Here is a 14,757-nt window from a genome sequence, read left to right on the forward strand (position 1 = left end):
GCGGCGCCCTGCCGCGCGCCCTGCCGCGCGCGCTGCAGCCGGCGCTCCGCCAGCTTGCGCCGCACGAGCTGCTCGAACTGCTGGGTCGCGACCTCCGGATCGCGCGCGGCCAGCCCGAGCGCGTTGCGCGCGAGCTGGATCGGCGTCAGCACGATGCCCCACGGCAGTCCCCACCAGCCGAGCGTGACCGATGCAAGCAGCGCGATCGCCTGCTTCTTGCGGCCGCAGCGGCGGCAGCACACGTGGCGCCGCGTCGCCCAGCGCGTGACGAACACCAGCGATACGACGCGATGCGACGCGTGGACGTCGACCGGATGCCCTTCGCGCAGGCAAATCGGGCACGGCCCGTACCGCCAGTCGTCGACGTACTGCCGGACCTTCGCGTCGGGCACCCGCTCGGCCTCGACGACGATCGGATGCGCGTGCGCGCACGCCGGACTGCAATAGCGGCGGCCATCGATCGACTGCCCGCCGACCAGGAACGTCCTGCCGCAGTGACTGCACTCTGCCACGATAACCCCGGATAAGCGTGATACGCCGCGTGCCGGCCGCGCGCATCGATGCGTCGGCGGTCCGGACGGGCCATTTCATGTTTTAACGGCCGCCGCCGCACGGTCTTTAGCTCACGCGCGCCACCGCGCGTCAGCCGTGCAGCCCGTGCGCGGTCATCAGGCGGTACAGCGTCGCGCGCGAAATGCCCAGTTCCGCCGCGACGTCCGCTTGCTGGTGGCGGTGGCGCAGCAGCGTTTCCTCGATCGCGCTCCGCTCGGCCTGCCGGCGCACTTCGGCGAGCGTCGGCAGCTGCCGCGACGTGTACTGGTGCAGTTCGAGATCGGCGGCCGAGATCATCGGGCCGTTCGTCATCACGACCGCGAACCGGATCCGGTTGATCAGCTCGCGCACGTTCCCGGGCCACGAATAGTTGTGGATCGCCTCGACCGCGCACGGCATGAAGCCGCGAATCCGGTACGCACTGTCGCCGCGATAGCGCCGCAGCATGTCATCGGCGAGCAGCATGATGTCGCGGCCGCGCACGCGCAGCGGCGGCTCGTCGATGCGCAGCACGCACAGACGGTAGTACAGGTCGGCGCGGAACCGCCCCGCCTGCATCGCGGCCTCGAGATCGACGTGGGTCGCCGACACGATCCGCACGTCCACCGGGATCGACGCGTGCCCGCCGAGCCGCTCGATCCTGCCTTCCTGCAGGAACCGCAGCAGGCTCGCCTGGCTCTCGAACGGCATGTCGCCGATTTCGTCGAGAAACAGCGTGCCGCCATGCGCGGCCTCGATGCGGCCGACCTTGCGCTGGTGCGCCCCCGTGAACGCGCCGCGCTCGTGACCGAACAGTTCGGCCTGCAGCAGCGTCGACGGAATGGCCGCGCAGTTCACGGCAACGAACGGCGCCGCGACGCGCGCCGACTGCCGGTGGATCGCCGCCGCCGTCAGTTCCTTGCCGGTGCCCGATTCGCCGGCGATGAACACGGTGGTATCCGTGTTCGCGACCTTGCGGATCGTCGCGAACAGCCGGCGCATCGCGTCGCACGAACCGATCATCGTGCCGTCGGGCGGCGGCGCCTCCGCGGCCGGGTCGCCGTCCGCAAGCTTCAGCATCCCGTACGCATGGCCGGCGAGATAGCCGATCGTCGTGTAGGCCGTCGTGTTGCGCACGTAGTCGAAACAGCAGTGGCGGATCAGGCGTGCGAAGGAAATGTCGCGCAGCCGCTCGCTGTCGGCGAGCGCAACCCAGCCGACGCGCGGGTCGCGCAGCAGCGCCTCGAACGACGCGACGTCGGGCGACGCGAAGCTGCCGAAATCGACGATCCCCGCGTGCGGGCGGTTCGCCTTGACGAGATTCAGTGCGTCCGCAACGGTTTTCGCGCGCCACACGTCCCAGCCGCGCAACGCGAGACAGTCGGCGAGCGCTGCATCGTGCCGCTGCGACAGGTAGACGAGCGGCCGCGACGGCACGACATGGTTGCACCGGATCGCGAGGAACGGCATCGTGCCGGCCTCGCGTTCGACATCCTGCGGGCCTGACACCCTGATCTGGCAGCTATAGTTCACGATGGCCTCGCCGCTTAGGGTTGTATGTCGGGACGGCCGTTGCCGGTTCGCGTGTGACGGGGTCTCGTAGTCCCGCGGCGCGGCGCCGGCCTGTCCTCGGATTGATGTTTCGTGTTTCGTTACCGGCAGAAAACGACACGCTGCATGTAGATCTGCGGCTCGACGACCGGCTTCGCCGCCCGGTTCAGATCGTCGCGATAGGCGCGGTAGGTCTTGCCGTTTACCGTCACGTCCGTCGCGCGGGCCGTCTCGATCCTGTCGAGCCCGTTGCGCTGCCACTCGCTCACCCTGCCTGCCGCCGACATGCTCGACTCGCCGGCGATCTTCTGCGTGATCGCGCTGCCGTCGCTCCACGGCTGCGTCTGCATGTCCTCGGCGTGCTGCATCGCGCCGACCGTCTTGCCCGTCGGCGTCGGCCCGTTTTGCGCTTCGAACGGCGCGCCGCGGCCGTACACCGGCGATCGCCACGACGGCGCGTGACCTTCCTCGGGCATCATGTAAATCATCTGCGGGTCGCCGACCATCATCATCGGCACGCATGCCGTGTTGTCGGGTCGGCCGAGCGTCGTCAGCGCCTGCTGGACGCTCGCGGCGTTCGCGAGGGTCTGCTCGCTCAGGATGACGAAGACCGCCGGATTCTGGAAAACCGACTGCGCAGCGGCTTGCACGCTGACCAGCAGCAAAGCGACCAAAAAGATCCTCATGATTGAGGCCTCCTTGCATCCTCGTCACGCAAAAAGAGGTGTTGACCTCGGGGATCGGACCAACACCCGTCAAACCGGGAACGACCGTCGCACATCGGGTCCGAACGGCAGCCGTGCGTCCGGCGTTCCGGTCGCACGGCTGCCCGACCCGCGTGCTTACGACGACGTGCTCGTCGAGATGACCGCCGGCGCGGCCGGTGCAGCCGGTGCAGCCTGCTGGTCGACCGGGGCCGGCGGCAACGCCTTCGCCGGATCGGTCAACGCCGACATGTCGGCAGGCTGCGCCGGTGCGGCCGCGGATTCGACCGCGCCCGGCACCTTCGCGTCGGCGGCCGGCATGTCGGCTGCCGGTGCGGCCATCGCAGCATCCGCCGCCTGCGGCGCGGCGGCGACCGCGGCCGGTGCGGCTTGCGCGCTGTCCGCCACCTTCGCATCGACTGCGTGCGCCGCGACGACGGCAGCAGCCGGCGCGGCAGCGGCTTGCGCTGCGTTGTCGGTCGCGGCCGGCATCGGCTCCGGCGCCTTGTCGGCGACGGGCTGCACGGGCTCGGGGATCTTGTCGGCAACGGCCGGCGCGGGCTCGGGAGCCTTGTCGGCGACAGCCGGTGCACGCTCGGAGGCCTTGTCGGCGACAGCCGGCGCAGGCTCGGGGGCCTTCACAGCGACGATGGCCGCGGCGGGCACCGCACTCATCGCGGCCGGCGCAGCAGCGGCCGGTGCGACAGCCGACGCGGCGGCAACCGCCGGCACTGTCGCGGCAACCGGTGCGGCAGCAGCGGGCACGACGGCCGCCGCTTGCGACGCCTTCGCGGCAGCCGCCTGCGCGGCATCCGGCGCCTTGCTGGCGACGGTCGGCACGGCGATCGCCGGCACGGGCACCGGGACCGGAATCGGCGCCGCCTGCCCCGCGGTCGTCGCCACCGGGCGCGCGTGCGCCGGCGCCGGCGCGGCTGCGTCGAGCGGCGGCAGGCCCATGCGATTGCGCACGATCGGATCGTGATACTTCACGTCGTCGGCGACGGTCGCTTCGACGCTGGGCGCGACATTCGAACGTGCGAGCGGCGCGGTCGTGCCCGGGCACAGGTGCCCGGTCGCTTCCACCGCGCGCCGGTTCGCGTCGCTCTGGCAGAGCAGCGCGAGCGCCACGTCGGTCAGGCCCATCGCGCGGAATTCGCGCGCATCGAGACGACGGACGCAGGCCTGGTCGACCAGCGTCGTGCCGCCCGTCGCACCGAACCCCGGGAACGACACGCCGACGCTCACCGACCCCATGCAGGTGTCGGACAACGTGGTCGTGAGGCCGGGCGCCTGGATGGACGGGTTCGTCTTGATCGTCTGCGTACCCGAGTAGTTGACGTTTTCCGATATCTGGGTGTTGTACGGATTGGTGCCGGGCGAGCCGGGTGCCTGGAGCGAGCTCACGCTCTGCGGCGTCACGTTCGAGCCGCCGCTCGTGCTGGACGGCATCGTCACGTTCACATTCACGCTCGAATTGCCGCTGCCGCGAACCCCGCTGCTGCTGGCGGCATTGCCGCCGCGCGAGCTCGTGGTGTTCGTGTTCATGCTCGAGCCGCCGCCCTGGCTGATCGCCGTCGACGACGTCGAGGACTGCGCGCTCGAAGTCGAATCGGCGGTTTGCGCCTGGGCCCCGATCGTGGTCATCGCGAACATCGCCGCACATGCCACCTTGATCCTGTTGCTGTTCATTTCACTCTCCGGACGAGGTTTGACCTCCCACCCAGGCAACCGTACTAATTCCCCTGAATGACTTCAGTCTTTGCTGCTTCCCCAAACTGCTTCCAGCCGCTGCCCAGCTGGGACCACGAGCCGGCCGACATACCCTGCCACTGCTGGGCGCCCGGTCCGCCGATGGCACTGCCCGACGAAAGCGTTTGTCGTTCTGACGGTTTGATTGTCTGGTCAGGGTTGTTTGACGTCTGCATATTCGATTGCACACCATCGGCAGCACGGTCAGCACCATACGCCGTCAGAAACGCGAGCATCAGAGCGGCGGCAATCAGTTTCTGCTTCATGCCAACTCCTTACGTGGCAACAGTGCGGAAAAAGAGACCAGCGTCGCTGGGAAACTGGTCCCCCCACACCTGGCTAATGACTGCTTCCGGTCGCGCTGGAACTGCCCAGGCTTCCGCCCGATGCGGACGGCGAGCCGGCCGGACCGGTACTCCACACGGTCGACGAGTTGTAGTGATTCGAACCCGCGATCGCGCCTGACCCGCCACTGCCCGTCAGCCCGGCAGCACCCGCGTTGGCAATGCCCTGGTCGTTCGCACCCGTAGCCGTGTAGTGGTTCGCGCCGAGTACGATCGTGGCGGTCACCCCTCCCGACAGCGCATTCGCGTTCTCGTTCGTGCTGCCGTTTCCGCCGAACGAGCCTGCGGCACCGATACCGCCGCCTGCCGCGAACGCGCCCCCGTTCGTGCCCGAACCGCTGGCCGTCGAGGTCGAGTTGTGAAACGCGGATGCCGTGCCGGCGGAACCAGCGGGTGTGACGGTACTGCCTGCATTCGCGCCCGCCGTCGAAGTCGAATTGCTGGTATAGCTGCCGGAGCCGACCAGTACCGAACCGGAAACACCCGCCGCAACGGATTGCGTCTGGTTGGTCGTGGACGAACCGGCTGCCAATGCAGCCGACGATATGACGGTGAGCGCTGTCGCTAATATGACGTTGGCTTTCATAGCAATCCCTTGCTGTGAGGAAGTTCTGCGGTGGCGGAGCCGGGCCTGCCCGCATACAGCGAAACCCGGCATCCGTACCGCCAGCCAATGACGAACGCTACGCGCCGCGGCTTAGTGGTGAATCGTCCAGCCGATCGAGCCGGCATTCGCGCCGCTCGTGCCGCCAGCCTGTGCGCCGCCGAAGCCGAAGCCGCTGACCGACGACGATTGCGTGTGGTTGGTGTACGAGATCGAACCGCTGCCCGGGCCGCCGGCAACCGCACCGGCTGCGCCGAGTGCCGCGCCGGAATCGGTCGCGGTGAAATGACCGAACCCGGCAACACCGGCCATCGTCGAACCGCCGCTCGTCGAGTTGCTGCTCGACACCGTGCCGCTGGCTGCGAACGCTGCACCCGAAACGGCCAGAACTGCTGCTGCAAGGAGAAGCTTCTTCATGGTCGACTCCATAACGGCGTGGACGAAATGAGCCGGGAAGATTGCACGCCATCAACCTTCCTGACTTGAGCAATCCTAAAAAATAAGGACCACTATCAAATTGCGAGATTCCTGTTTTCTTTTAAATCCATGTATTTTGGATTTTTTGGCCAGCCGAAGTTTAATTTTGTGTTTTTAAGTTGTCCAAAATTTATGATCGCGTGTTTTCCATTATTTTTACTAATATTTAATATTTCACGAAAACACCCTGATTAGATGAACCGGAATGACGAACATACATTTCCGGCCCGCGATTTTCGACACCCCGCCGGAAACCAATGCCGGCACCGGCACCCGCTTCCGAAATCGAAAATGCGCGAGTACATTTACCACCGCAAAATGCAGCGCCGCTAAAAATGCGCCCTTTAGCCGAGCGAAAAATGGCCTGCATTGCAGCCAGACGGCATGTCTGCTCCCTGAGGGAGCGACGAAAGGTTTCCGGATAATCCGGCCGACAGGCGTTCGATCTAATCCGGCCGGCACCGGTATTGACCCGGTGCGATCGAAACTGCGTTGCACGGTTGAAGACGAATCGGCGTCACGCTGTCCGGCACGAACAGGCTGACCCATCCGGGTGAACTGAATGAAGGCGAGCACCGCTGTCGCCTGGCTGCCGCACGGAGCGACAACCGCTCCAGCACGCGGAGCGTGCGGAGGGCGGGAAATCGGCAAGGCGCGACCCGCGACGCTGGCACTGCGTCGCAAGCGATACCCCGAACTTTCCGACTCCCCCTATGGTGCGCAAAGAACGCGCCGATCAAGCCACTGCTTATAGTCTTCATTGCCGTTTCCCCGACTGGCTTATTGACGAGTTGGCCGCCCCCACATCGTTGTTGCATCGTGTCGACCGCTCGCCGGTGCGTCCAGTAGCGCAAGCAGCGTGCCACGCGTTATTCCACCGCTCATTGCGCGCGTCGAACGGCCAGCGCGCCGGCTCGAATCGCCGGGAACGTAACTTTTTGTTTCAGGAATGTATCGCGACAACGGTCGGGCACACGCGCCGATCATTGCGCATCGCGAAGCAATATCACGATTTGACGGACGAATCCGGCACGCCGGCCCTCGCCGGACGGCCAGGTGAACGAGTGTTTCAAACTTGAGAAGCGCGCTGTCACGCATCGCCCGCTGCATCCGTTTTTTCGCTTGCGAACCGTGCGTCGCGACACGTTCGGCCGGCCTCCAATGCCCGGACGAACGGGAATCGAAGCGTGCGGCGCCCCGTTCTGCAAGCCCGCGCGGCCGCCCCCGATGTGCCTGCGACACGCATTCGTCTCGACCGGCGAAATGATTTCGATTCAACTTTGAAAATACCGACGCGATCATGCGACATGATTTTGTCATCCAGACCATTACCGGCGTAACAACCAAAACAAATTAAAACGCGCAATCCAGGCCGAAGCCAGCGCAACAGTTTTTCATTTTCATTCGCCCTCTTCACACCTTGGGCCACCCGACGGGCAATACATCGAAGAAACGTTTTTCAAGCAGCCACCTACGCTTTTCTCATCGTTGAAACACACCGATTCAACGCCTTATTTCATGTCAAAAAATCCCACAAACGCCTGATTTATCGCAATTTTATTCGTATCGAACCACATCGATCCGGCCATCGCCCGAGGTATTTTCCTGTCCCCATCATTCACGCGTGAAACACAAGCGCGCATATCGTGCAGCAATTTCACGCCCTCGCCCGCGCACCGCGGGTTTGCGTCGTTCACGGCGTGCCGATTGCCTGATTTCCGGTTCTCACCGAGCGGCACGCAACGGCACACGGATTGCGGATGGCGGCCGCTCGTCAAACAATACGTCGGGGAAAAGGCGATGAAGATCACCACCGATCGATCGGCGTTCGCGTCACGCGCAACGTCGAACGCGGCACACCGCGCGTCGGCAGCGACGTTCCTGCAAGCGCCGGTCGTCGCGAAATTGCCGATGGCCGCCGAGCGACGCCCCGCGGCCATGGCCCAGCGGCGCACCGGCCGCGCGTTCGGGCCGGCCGCCGCCGCGTCAGCCGAGCAGTTCCTTCTTCCGCAGGTGCACGACGTCGCGCATCGGCGGCGCGCCGAACAGCCGGCTGTATTCGCGGCTGAACTGCGACGCGCTCTCGTAGCCGACCACGGCAGCCACCGACCCGACGTCGCCGCCCTGCCGCAACAACAGCCGCCGCGCCTCGTGCAACCGCAGCTGCTTCTGGTACTGCAGCGGGCTTAGCGTCGTCACGTGCTTGAAATGGTGGTGCAGCGACGACACGCTCATGTTGACCGCCTGCGCGAGCGTCTCGACGCGCATCGGCTCCGCGTAGTGATCGCGGATCCATTCGATCGCGCGCGCGATCCGGTGCGTCTGGCTGCCCGCGATCGCCATATGCCGCAGCCGCGTGCCCTGCCCGCTCGTCATCAGCCGGTACAGCAGTTCCTTTTCGATCAGCGGCGCGACGACCGGAATGTCGGCCGGCGTATCGAGCAATCGCAACAGCCGCAGCGCGGCGTCGAGCAGCGGCGGCGTCAGCTCGGCGAGCGCGATCCCTTCGCCTTCGGGGCCCGCGTCGGGCTCGGGCAGCCGCATCTCGGCCGCGAGCTCCACGATCCGCTGCGGATCGAGCCTCAGCGACAGGCACAGGTAGGGTTCCTCCGGCGACGCGCGCGTCACGCGCGACAGGATCGGCAAGTCGATCGACGTAATCAGGCAATTCTGCGTGTCGTATTCGTAAGCGTGGCCGGCCACGATCACGCGCTTCGCGCCCTGCCCCGCGATCACCAGCGCGGCACACGACACGGCGCAGCCGAGATCGACCGGACGCGTATGCCGATGCAGCATCAGGCCTGGCACAGCCGTCGAATGCGAGCCGTCCGCCGGTGCGAAACGGCCGATCAGCGACGCCAGTTCGCGCCGTCCGGATTCGCGCGACGCGACGATATCGGTCATGTCCATGACGCATCCTCGATTGATTTCCCCATGTCGCGGGAGCATAGCGAAACCACCCGCGCCGCGCCCGGGGTTTGCAGGATTGTTCAATAAATTTGCAGGATTGGGTAGACGCAAAACCCGGCTGCTCGCGCACACTGCCGGCTAACCGGGCGCATGCCGGGTTTTCCCCACGGAGACAACCAAAATGCCTACCTCGTTTGTCCTCAACGGCAAGAACGTCACGCTCGACGCCGATCCGTCGATGCCCGTCCTCTGGGCGATTCGCGAACACGCGGGACTGACCGGCACGAAGTTCGGCTGCGGCATGGCGCAGTGCGGCGCGTGCACGGTGCATCTCGAAGGCCAGGCCGTCCGCTCGTGCGTGCTGCCGCTCGCCGGTATCGCCGGCAAGCACGTCACGACGATCGAAGGCCTGCAGAGCAAGCCCGCGCAGGCCGTGCAGGCCGCGTGGGTCAAGCAGCAGGTTCCGCAATGCGGCTATTGCCAGTCCGGCCAGATCATGTCGGCCACCGCACTGCTCGAACAGAACCCGAAGCCGACCGACGCGGACATCGACGCCGCGATGAACGGCAACCTGTGCCGCTGTGCGACCTACGCCCGCATCCGGGCCGCGATCCACGACGCGGCCGCGACGCTGGGAGCCTGACCATGACGATCGAACTCGACAACCGCGATTCGGTGCGTCCGTCGCGCCGCACGTTCCTGAAGGCCGCGGGCGCTGCGGCCGCCGTCAGCCTGACCATCGGCTTCGAATGGGCCGGCCTCGGCCGCCGCGCGCTCGCCGCAACCGCGCCGGCCGCCGATTTCGCGCCGAACGCGTTCCTGCGCATCACGCCCGACGGCGCCGTCACGGTCATCGCGAAGCACGTCGAAATGGGCCAGGGCGCGTATACGGGCATCGCGACGATCGTCGCCGAGGAACTCGACGCCGACTGGTCGAGCGTGCGCGTCGAAAGCGCACCGGCCGACGCGAAGCGCTATGCGAACCTCGCGTTCGGCACGATGCAGGGCACGGGCGGCAGCTCGGCGATGGCGAACTCGTGGCAGCAGCTGCGCGAAGCGGGCGGCAAGGCCCGCGCGATGCTCGTGTCGGCCGCCGCGGCCCGCTGGAAGGTGCCGGCCGGCGAGCTGACGACGGCCAATGGCGTCGTCACGCATGCGAAGAGCGGCAAGACGGCCGCCTACGGCACGCTCGTCGCCGACGCATCGAAGCTGCCCGTGCCGGACAAGGTCGTGCTGAAGCAGCCGGCCGATTTCAAGCTGATCGGCCAGCGGATTCCGCGCGTCGATGCATCGGCGAAATCGAACGGCACCGCGCCTTTCACGCTCGACACGACCTTCCCCGGCATGCGCGTCGCGCTGCTGCAGCGCCCGCCGCGCTTCGGCGCGACGGTCAAGTCGTTCGACGCGACGGCCGCGAAGGCGGTGCCGGGCGTCGTGTCGGTCGTGCAGGTGCCGCGCGGCGTCGCGGTCGTCGCGACGGGCTTCTGGGCCGCGAAGCAGGGCCGCGACGCGCTGAAGGTCGAATGGGACGAAAGCAACTCCGAAAAGCGCGGCTCGGCCGAGATCATGCGCGAATACCGGCAGCTCGCGGAGAAACCGGGCACGTCGGCGCGCAAGGACGGCGACGCCGACGCGGCGATCGCCGGCGCCGCGCGCAAGCTCAGCGCGACATACGAATTCCCGTATCTCGCGCACGCGCCGATGGAGCCGCTCGACGCGGTCGTCAAGCTGACGCGCGACGGCTGCGAGATCTGGGCCGGCGACCAGTTCCAGACGATCGACCAGGCGAACGCCGCCAAGGTCGCGGGCCTGAAGCCCGAGCAGGTGAAGATCCATACGCTGTACGCGGGCGGCAGCTTCGGCCGGCGCGCGAACGCGTGGTCGGACTATGTGGTCGAGGCCGTGTCGATCGCGAAGGCGCTCGGCGCGGACGGCAAGCCCGTCAAGCTGCAATGGACGCGCGAGGACGACATCCAGGGCGGCCTCTATCGGCCGATGTACTTCCACAAGCTCGACGCGGGCCTGACCGCGGACGGCAAGCTGGTCGGCTGGCGCCACCGGATCGTCGGCCAGTCGATCCTCGCAGGCACGCCGTTCGAGGCGTTCATGGTCAAGAACGGCATCGATGCGACGTCGGTCGAGGGCGCGGCGAACCTGCCGTACGCGGTGCCGAACGTGTCGGTCGAGCTCACCACCGCGAAGACGGGCGTGCCCGTGCTGTGGTGGCGCGTGGTTGGCAGCTCGCACACGGCCTACGCGGTCGAGGCGTTCATCGACGAAGCCGCGCACACCGCCGGCAAGGATCCGTACGCGTTCCGCCGCGACCTGCTCGCGAAGGAGCCGCGCATGCGCGCGGTGCTGGAACTGGCCGCGCAGAAGGCCGGCTGGGATCCGGCCAAGCCGCTGCCGAAGGGCCGCGGGCGCGGGATCGCGGTCGCCGAGGCGTTCAAGAGCTATGTCGCGCAGGTGGCCGAGGTGTCGGTCGACGCGGACGGCAAGGTGAAGGTCGAGCGCGTGGTGTGCGCGGTGGATTGCGGGATCGCGATCAATCCCGACATCGTCGCCGCGCAGATGGAAGGCGGCATCGGCTTCGGGCTCGGTGCGGCGCTGCACAGCGCGATCACGCTGAAGGACGGCCAGGTCGAACAGCGCAACTTCGACGGCTACAACGTGCTGCGGATGGCCGAGATGCCGAAGGTCGAGGTGTATATCGTGCCGTCGGCCGAAGCGCCGACCGGGGTCGGCGAGCCGGGCGTCGCGCCGATCGGGCCGGCGGTCGCGAACGCGATCTTCGCGGCGACGGGCAAGCGGCATTACGTGCTGCCGTTCGATTCGGCGGATAGCGCGAAGGCTTGATGGGTGGGTAGCGACGCTGGCCGCAGAGCGAAAGTTGCCCTGCGGCCAGCGCTTTTCAGCGCCTCGCCGAAGACATCATGCTCATTCGAGCCAAGGCCTCACGGCACGCCCCGCCAGCCGCACTCACTCCTGCTCGACCTCTGGCCAAAGCCTCGGAAAGAGAAACCGGAGGCCACTCAGCGGCAATCCAAAGGAAAGCTCGCCTCGATGCGAAGGCGAAGTCAGCAGCCCGCAATCCAGCAGCGACCGAACGATTCGGCGCGCCAGTACGTCGCTTACGCCCAGCATCTGGGCAAATTCCGCCCGCGTTACGGTTCGGCGCAGTGCCACAAACTCCATGGCCAGCGCCGCGGCTTCCGGTTTGATGACCGATTTTTCCGAACGGATGGTCCACGGATTGGCCTCCAAGTATCGCAGCAAATCCAGCAAACGCCCCGTCACCCCGTCGAACTCCGTCATATGCACCATGAAACCGACCTGGTCCTGGCAGCAGTCGAGAAAGAACCGCGCGAATTTGACCAGCCCCTCCTGGGATAGATTGCCCCGACCGTCCAGATCGTTACGCCGCGTCTGGTCGGCCTCGCTCAGCCGGGCGTAATACTGCTCATGCTCCCGCGCCAGCCCCCGAAGCGGCGACCAGAGACCATGGGTCAGATCGGCAGCGCGTAATCCGAGATGCGAATGCAGACGTGCCACCCGGCCGTTACCGTCCATGAACGGGTGCACCCAGGTCAGACGATGATGCGAACAGGCGATACCGATCAGTTGATATTCCTTGGCGCGAATGCGGGCATAACGTGCGGCCCAGGCCTGAAGCAACGGCTCGATCATCTCCGGCTCCGGTGCCAGATGACGCCCAACCGTCACATCCGACTGACGAAATTCGCCTGGAACGATGACATCCTTCTCACCGGTAAGTCGTTCATCGTCGGGCAAGCAGGAAAAGAAGCGATCGTGAATGGCCGAAATTCGTGCCGGTTCGAATAGCGCGGCAACCGGAAGCGCATGCCACTCTTCCTCGAGCGCCGCTTCCGTTGAGATATGCGCGACCGCGAAGCGTTGCTTCTTGCGTTCGGCCATATCGGTTGAATAATCCCGATGCAGCGCAGCCGCGATCTTTGCGGGCGTCGTATGCTGACCTTCGATCTTGTTCGTGTAGTACGAATTCATGGCGCGCAACTGCGGCACGAGCGCGCTGGCCAGCGGGGTATCGCGTACGGCCAGCAACCGCTGCGAAGAGTCGACGAGCTCGGCGGCCTGCTCAAGCAGCGGATCGAGTACACGATCCTCGGGAAACAACGGTTCGAAGGTAGCGACGGTCGTCATGCTTCGCTGTCGGGTTCCATGTAGGGTTTGATGTCGGCAATTATAGCTACTTATCTAACTGATTTATATAGACTTTCAATCGATCCATGTAGAGTTGAATGTAGGGTTCCATGTAGGGTTTGTCTTGTCCGCCCCTTATCCGGATGGCGAGTGCGTTACCCCGCCATTTCCCGCTTCCCCCCCACACGTTACGTCAGACGTAACGCCCGTAACGTCGCCCCCTCGATGCTACGTAACAATTCTTCAAAATTGCTCCGCCCGCTTCCGCACCCGCCCCGCGCCCCGCGTTAAAAATTCTTTTGAATTCAAGGCTCCACACCGCCTGCGCCCGGCACGTCCCCGTCGACACCTGACCTTCCGTCCCTTGGCCCGGAAGTTGCAGTACATGACCCGCAAAACACTCCTTTATGGACATGCGAGGGCCACCATGGATTGCAAATACCTGTACATCGACAACATAAAAATCAACTTCGTGCGCCGCACGATCGAAATCGACAGCAAGGTCATTGACGTTACGCCGCGCGAATTCGACGTCGTCGAATTCCTGCTCGACAACATGAACAAGGTCGTGCCGCGGCAGGCAATCCAGGAAGCCGTATGGGGCCGGGAGCTCGCCGTGTCGTCGCGCACGCTCGATACCCATATCTCGCGGATCCGTTCGAAGCTGCAGCTCGAGCACGACAAGAACCTGCGGATCATCCCGATCTATGCGGTCGGCTATCGCCTCGTGCTGTTCGGTGCGGCAATGACGCACGTCGAGCGCCACGATGCGGCGCCGATCCTGCGTGCCGCGCCGCCGGCCGTGATGGCCGCCGACTACGCCTGACGATTCACCCGCGCGCCGCCCGCTCGCGGCGCGCCAGCACTCCCCCCACCGCGCTGTGCAGGTTCGCAGCGCTTCGCGTCCCGCCAGCCGGATGCGGCCTGCACGCCGCCCGGCCCGCCAGCCAGTCGCGACCCGACCGCCGCCTCCGGGCGGCGGTTGCTTTTGGCCGCCCGCCGCCGCGCATCGCGCTGCGCGGCATTCCATCGCGCGGCGTCACGCTTCGTAGCGCCCCGCGCTCCCCGCCGCCGCGCGACGCACGCGACTACGGATTCCGGCGCGGCACGCAGCCATGGCCGTCCCTACAATCGACGCAGCAGCCGCGTGCCCGTCCGCGCCACCGGCCCCATAACAACCCGTCGAACCGACGCCGAATCCGCCCCGATCCCGCCGTGCCTGCGCAGTTCCTGACGAATGCCGACGCCGGCGACGCCGCGAACCGGGCCATGCCCGCCGCTTCCGTGCCGCCCGCCGCTGCGCCGGCCGCGGTCGCGCTCGACGCGTCGCCCTACCTGCCGCGCCTGTCCGCCGCCGCCGCGCGCGGGCTGTCGCACGCGTACTGCGCGACCGGCGCCGTTCCGGTCACGCTCGGCGAGCATGCGTACGAGGTGCGCTGGCGCATCGATGCCGAGCCGGCCGCGGATGCGCACGCCTATCGCTTCGTCGTCGGCCCGGCCACCGGCACGCTATGGATCGATCCGGTCGCGGAAACGGAATGGCTCGGCGACGCGGCCGACCCGGCCGTGCCGGCCGTGATCCGCGCGGCGCTGCTCGCCGACCTGTGCGCGCCGCTCACGGCCGTGCTGCAGGCCGCGACGCGGCAGCGCGTGGAACTGCTGCCGCCGCCCGCGAGCGCGCCCGCCTGGCACGCAGCACCGGCCG

General features: G+C 66.5%; 16 protein-coding genes and 1 pseudogene. 6 read left to right on the forward strand and 11 right to left on the reverse strand.

Translation table 11 applies throughout. The features are described from left to right. From ACPUER_RS34065 to ACPUER_RS34080, 4 genes are all read right to left on the reverse strand, one after another. Positions 1–512: hypothetical protein (locus tag ACPUER_RS34065; protein ID WP_425133241.1), on the reverse strand; the 512-nt coding region annotated here is incomplete at its 3' end. A gap of 130 nt (positions 513–642) precedes the next feature. Next, positions 643–2,001 (reverse strand): sigma 54-interacting transcriptional regulator, encoded by a 1,359-nt coding sequence (locus ACPUER_RS34070; protein ID WP_425133250.1) that lies wholly within the window; start codon positions 1,999–2,001, stop codon positions 643–645. A gap of 182 nt (positions 2,002–2,183) precedes the next feature. Next, positions 2,184–2,768, reverse strand: a complete 585-nt coding sequence (locus ACPUER_RS34075) for a hypothetical protein (RefSeq protein WP_034180492.1) — start codon at positions 2,766–2,768, stop codon at positions 2,184–2,186. 156 nt (positions 2,769–2,924) lie between these two features. After that, the gene (locus tag ACPUER_RS34080; protein WP_425133251.1) at positions 2,925–4,235 is read right to left on the reverse strand and encodes a chemotaxis protein CheA; all 1,311 of its coding nucleotides are present in this window, start codon (positions 4,233–4,235) and stop codon (positions 2,925–2,927) included. Between ACPUER_RS34080 and ACPUER_RS34085 the strand changes: the two genes are divergently transcribed. Continuing rightward, the gene (locus ACPUER_RS34085; protein ID WP_244137231.1) at positions 4,222–4,536 is read left to right on the forward strand and encodes a hypothetical protein; all 315 of its coding nucleotides are present in this window, start codon (positions 4,222–4,224) and stop codon (positions 4,534–4,536) included. The two genes, ACPUER_RS34080 and ACPUER_RS34085, sit on opposite strands and share 14 nt — an antisense overlap. Here ACPUER_RS34085 and ACPUER_RS34090 read toward each other — a convergent pair. From ACPUER_RS34090 to ACPUER_RS34105, 4 genes are all read right to left on the reverse strand, one after another. Next, positions 4,520–4,801, reverse strand: a complete 282-nt coding sequence (locus ACPUER_RS34090) for a hypothetical protein (protein ID WP_425133242.1) — start codon at positions 4,799–4,801, stop codon at positions 4,520–4,522. The genes ACPUER_RS34085 and ACPUER_RS34090 overlap by 17 nt on opposite strands. A gap of 73 nt (positions 4,802–4,874) precedes the next feature. Then, a complete protein-coding gene (locus ACPUER_RS34095; protein WP_425133243.1) occupies positions 4,875–5,465 on the reverse strand; it encodes a hypothetical protein in 591 nt (196 codons plus the stop codon). 111 nt (positions 5,466–5,576) lie between these two features. Continuing rightward, a complete protein-coding gene (locus ACPUER_RS34100; RefSeq protein ID WP_425133244.1) occupies positions 5,577–5,900 on the reverse strand; it encodes a hypothetical protein in 324 nt (107 codons plus the stop codon). Positions 5,901–6,134: 234 nt separating this feature from the next. Next, positions 6,135–6,536 (reverse strand): hypothetical protein, encoded by a 402-nt coding sequence (locus tag ACPUER_RS34105; protein WP_425133245.1) that lies wholly within the window; start codon positions 6,534–6,536, stop codon positions 6,135–6,137. 137 nt (positions 6,537–6,673) lie between these two features. Between ACPUER_RS34105 and ACPUER_RS34110 the strand changes: the two genes are divergently transcribed. Next, the gene (locus tag ACPUER_RS34110) at positions 6,674–7,039 is read left to right on the forward strand and encodes a hypothetical protein (protein WP_425133246.1); all 366 of its coding nucleotides are present in this window, start codon (positions 6,674–6,676) and stop codon (positions 7,037–7,039) included. A gap of 432 nt (positions 7,040–7,471) precedes the next feature. On the opposite strand, the gene ACPUER_RS34115 is transcribed toward ACPUER_RS34110, so the two are convergent. Together ACPUER_RS34115 and ACPUER_RS34120 are read right to left on the reverse strand one after the other, a co-directional pair. Further along, on the reverse strand, positions 7,472–7,915 hold the full coding sequence (locus ACPUER_RS34115; RefSeq protein WP_425133247.1) for a hypothetical protein: 444 nt from the start codon (positions 7,913–7,915) through the stop codon (positions 7,472–7,474). 31 nt (positions 7,916–7,946) lie between these two features. Then, positions 7,947–8,870 carry an AraC family transcriptional regulator gene (locus ACPUER_RS34120; RefSeq protein WP_175959559.1) on the reverse strand — a complete coding sequence of 308 codons (924 nt, stop codon included), beginning with the start codon at positions 8,868–8,870 and terminating at the stop codon, positions 7,947–7,949. Positions 8,871–9,051: 181 nt separating this feature from the next. Between ACPUER_RS34120 and ACPUER_RS34125 the strand changes: the two genes are divergently transcribed. Together ACPUER_RS34125 and ACPUER_RS34130 are read left to right on the forward strand one after the other, a co-directional pair. Then, positions 9,052–9,513 carry a (2Fe-2S)-binding protein gene (locus tag ACPUER_RS34125; protein WP_034180497.1) on the forward strand — a complete coding sequence of 154 codons (462 nt, stop codon included), beginning with the start codon at positions 9,052–9,054 and terminating at the stop codon, positions 9,511–9,513. Between the two features lie 2 nt (positions 9,514–9,515). After that, positions 9,516–11,726 carry a molybdopterin cofactor-binding domain-containing protein gene (locus tag ACPUER_RS34130; protein WP_425133248.1) on the forward strand — a complete coding sequence of 737 codons (2,211 nt, stop codon included), beginning with the start codon at positions 9,516–9,518 and terminating at the stop codon, positions 11,724–11,726. Positions 11,727–11,849: 123 nt separating this feature from the next. Here ACPUER_RS34130 and ACPUER_RS34135 read toward each other — a convergent pair whose 3' ends face one another. Continuing rightward, positions 11,850–13,052 (reverse strand): Fic family protein, encoded by a 1,203-nt coding sequence (locus ACPUER_RS34135; RefSeq protein WP_175959561.1) that lies wholly within the window; start codon positions 13,050–13,052, stop codon positions 11,850–11,852. 427 nt (positions 13,053–13,479) lie between these two features. Between ACPUER_RS34135 and ACPUER_RS34140 the strand changes: the two genes are divergently transcribed. Beyond that, a complete protein-coding gene (locus ACPUER_RS34140; RefSeq protein WP_425133249.1) occupies positions 13,480–13,878 on the forward strand; it encodes a winged helix-turn-helix domain-containing protein in 399 nt (132 codons plus the stop codon). 389 nt (positions 13,879–14,267) lie between these two features. Beyond that, positions 14,268–14,757 (forward strand): annotated as a pseudogene (locus ACPUER_RS34145) (type III secretion system cytoplasmic ring protein SctQ); the annotation flags it as partial.

Source organism: Burkholderia sp. DN3021, from assembly GCF_049805555.1.
GTDB classification, from domain to species: domain Bacteria; phylum Pseudomonadota; class Gammaproteobacteria; order Burkholderiales; family Burkholderiaceae; genus Burkholderia; species Burkholderia pyrrocinia_C.

Coding starts and splice junctions, on each gene's coding strand:
- ACPUER_RS34070 (WP_425133250.1), bottom strand. CDS start 2,001: ATGCCGTTCCTCGCGATCCGGTGCAACCATGTCGTGCCGTCGCGGCCG.
- ACPUER_RS34075 (WP_034180492.1), bottom strand. CDS start 2,768: ATGAGGATCTTTTTGGTCGCTTTGCTGCTGGTCAGCGTGCAAGCCGCT.
- ACPUER_RS34080 (WP_425133251.1), bottom strand. CDS start 4,235: ATGCCGTCCAGCACGAGCGGCGGCTCGAACGTGACGCCGCAGAGCGTG.
- ACPUER_RS34090 (WP_425133242.1), bottom strand. CDS start 4,801: ATGAAGCAGAAACTGATTGCCGCCGCTCTGATGCTCGCGTTTCTGACG.
- ACPUER_RS34095 (WP_425133243.1), bottom strand. CDS start 5,465: ATGAAAGCCAACGTCATATTAGCGACAGCGCTCACCGTCATATCGTCG.
- ACPUER_RS34100 (WP_425133244.1), bottom strand. CDS start 5,900: ATGAAGAAGCTTCTCCTTGCAGCAGCAGTTCTGGCCGTTTCGGGTGCA.
- ACPUER_RS34110 (WP_425133246.1), top strand. CDS start 6,674: ATGGTGCGCAAAGAACGCGCCGATCAAGCCACTGCTTATAGTCTTCAT.
- ACPUER_RS34120 (WP_175959559.1), bottom strand. CDS start 8,870: ATGGACATGACCGATATCGTCGCGTCGCGCGAATCCGGACGGCGCGAA.
- ACPUER_RS34125 (WP_034180497.1), top strand. CDS start 9,052: ATGCCTACCTCGTTTGTCCTCAACGGCAAGAACGTCACGCTCGACGCC.
- ACPUER_RS34130 (WP_425133248.1), top strand. CDS start 9,516: ATGACGATCGAACTCGACAACCGCGATTCGGTGCGTCCGTCGCGCCGC.
- ACPUER_RS34135 (WP_175959561.1), bottom strand. CDS start 13,052: ATGACGACCGTCGCTACCTTCGAACCGTTGTTTCCCGAGGATCGTGTA.
- ACPUER_RS34140 (WP_425133249.1), top strand. CDS start 13,480: ATGGATTGCAAATACCTGTACATCGACAACATAAAAATCAACTTCGTG.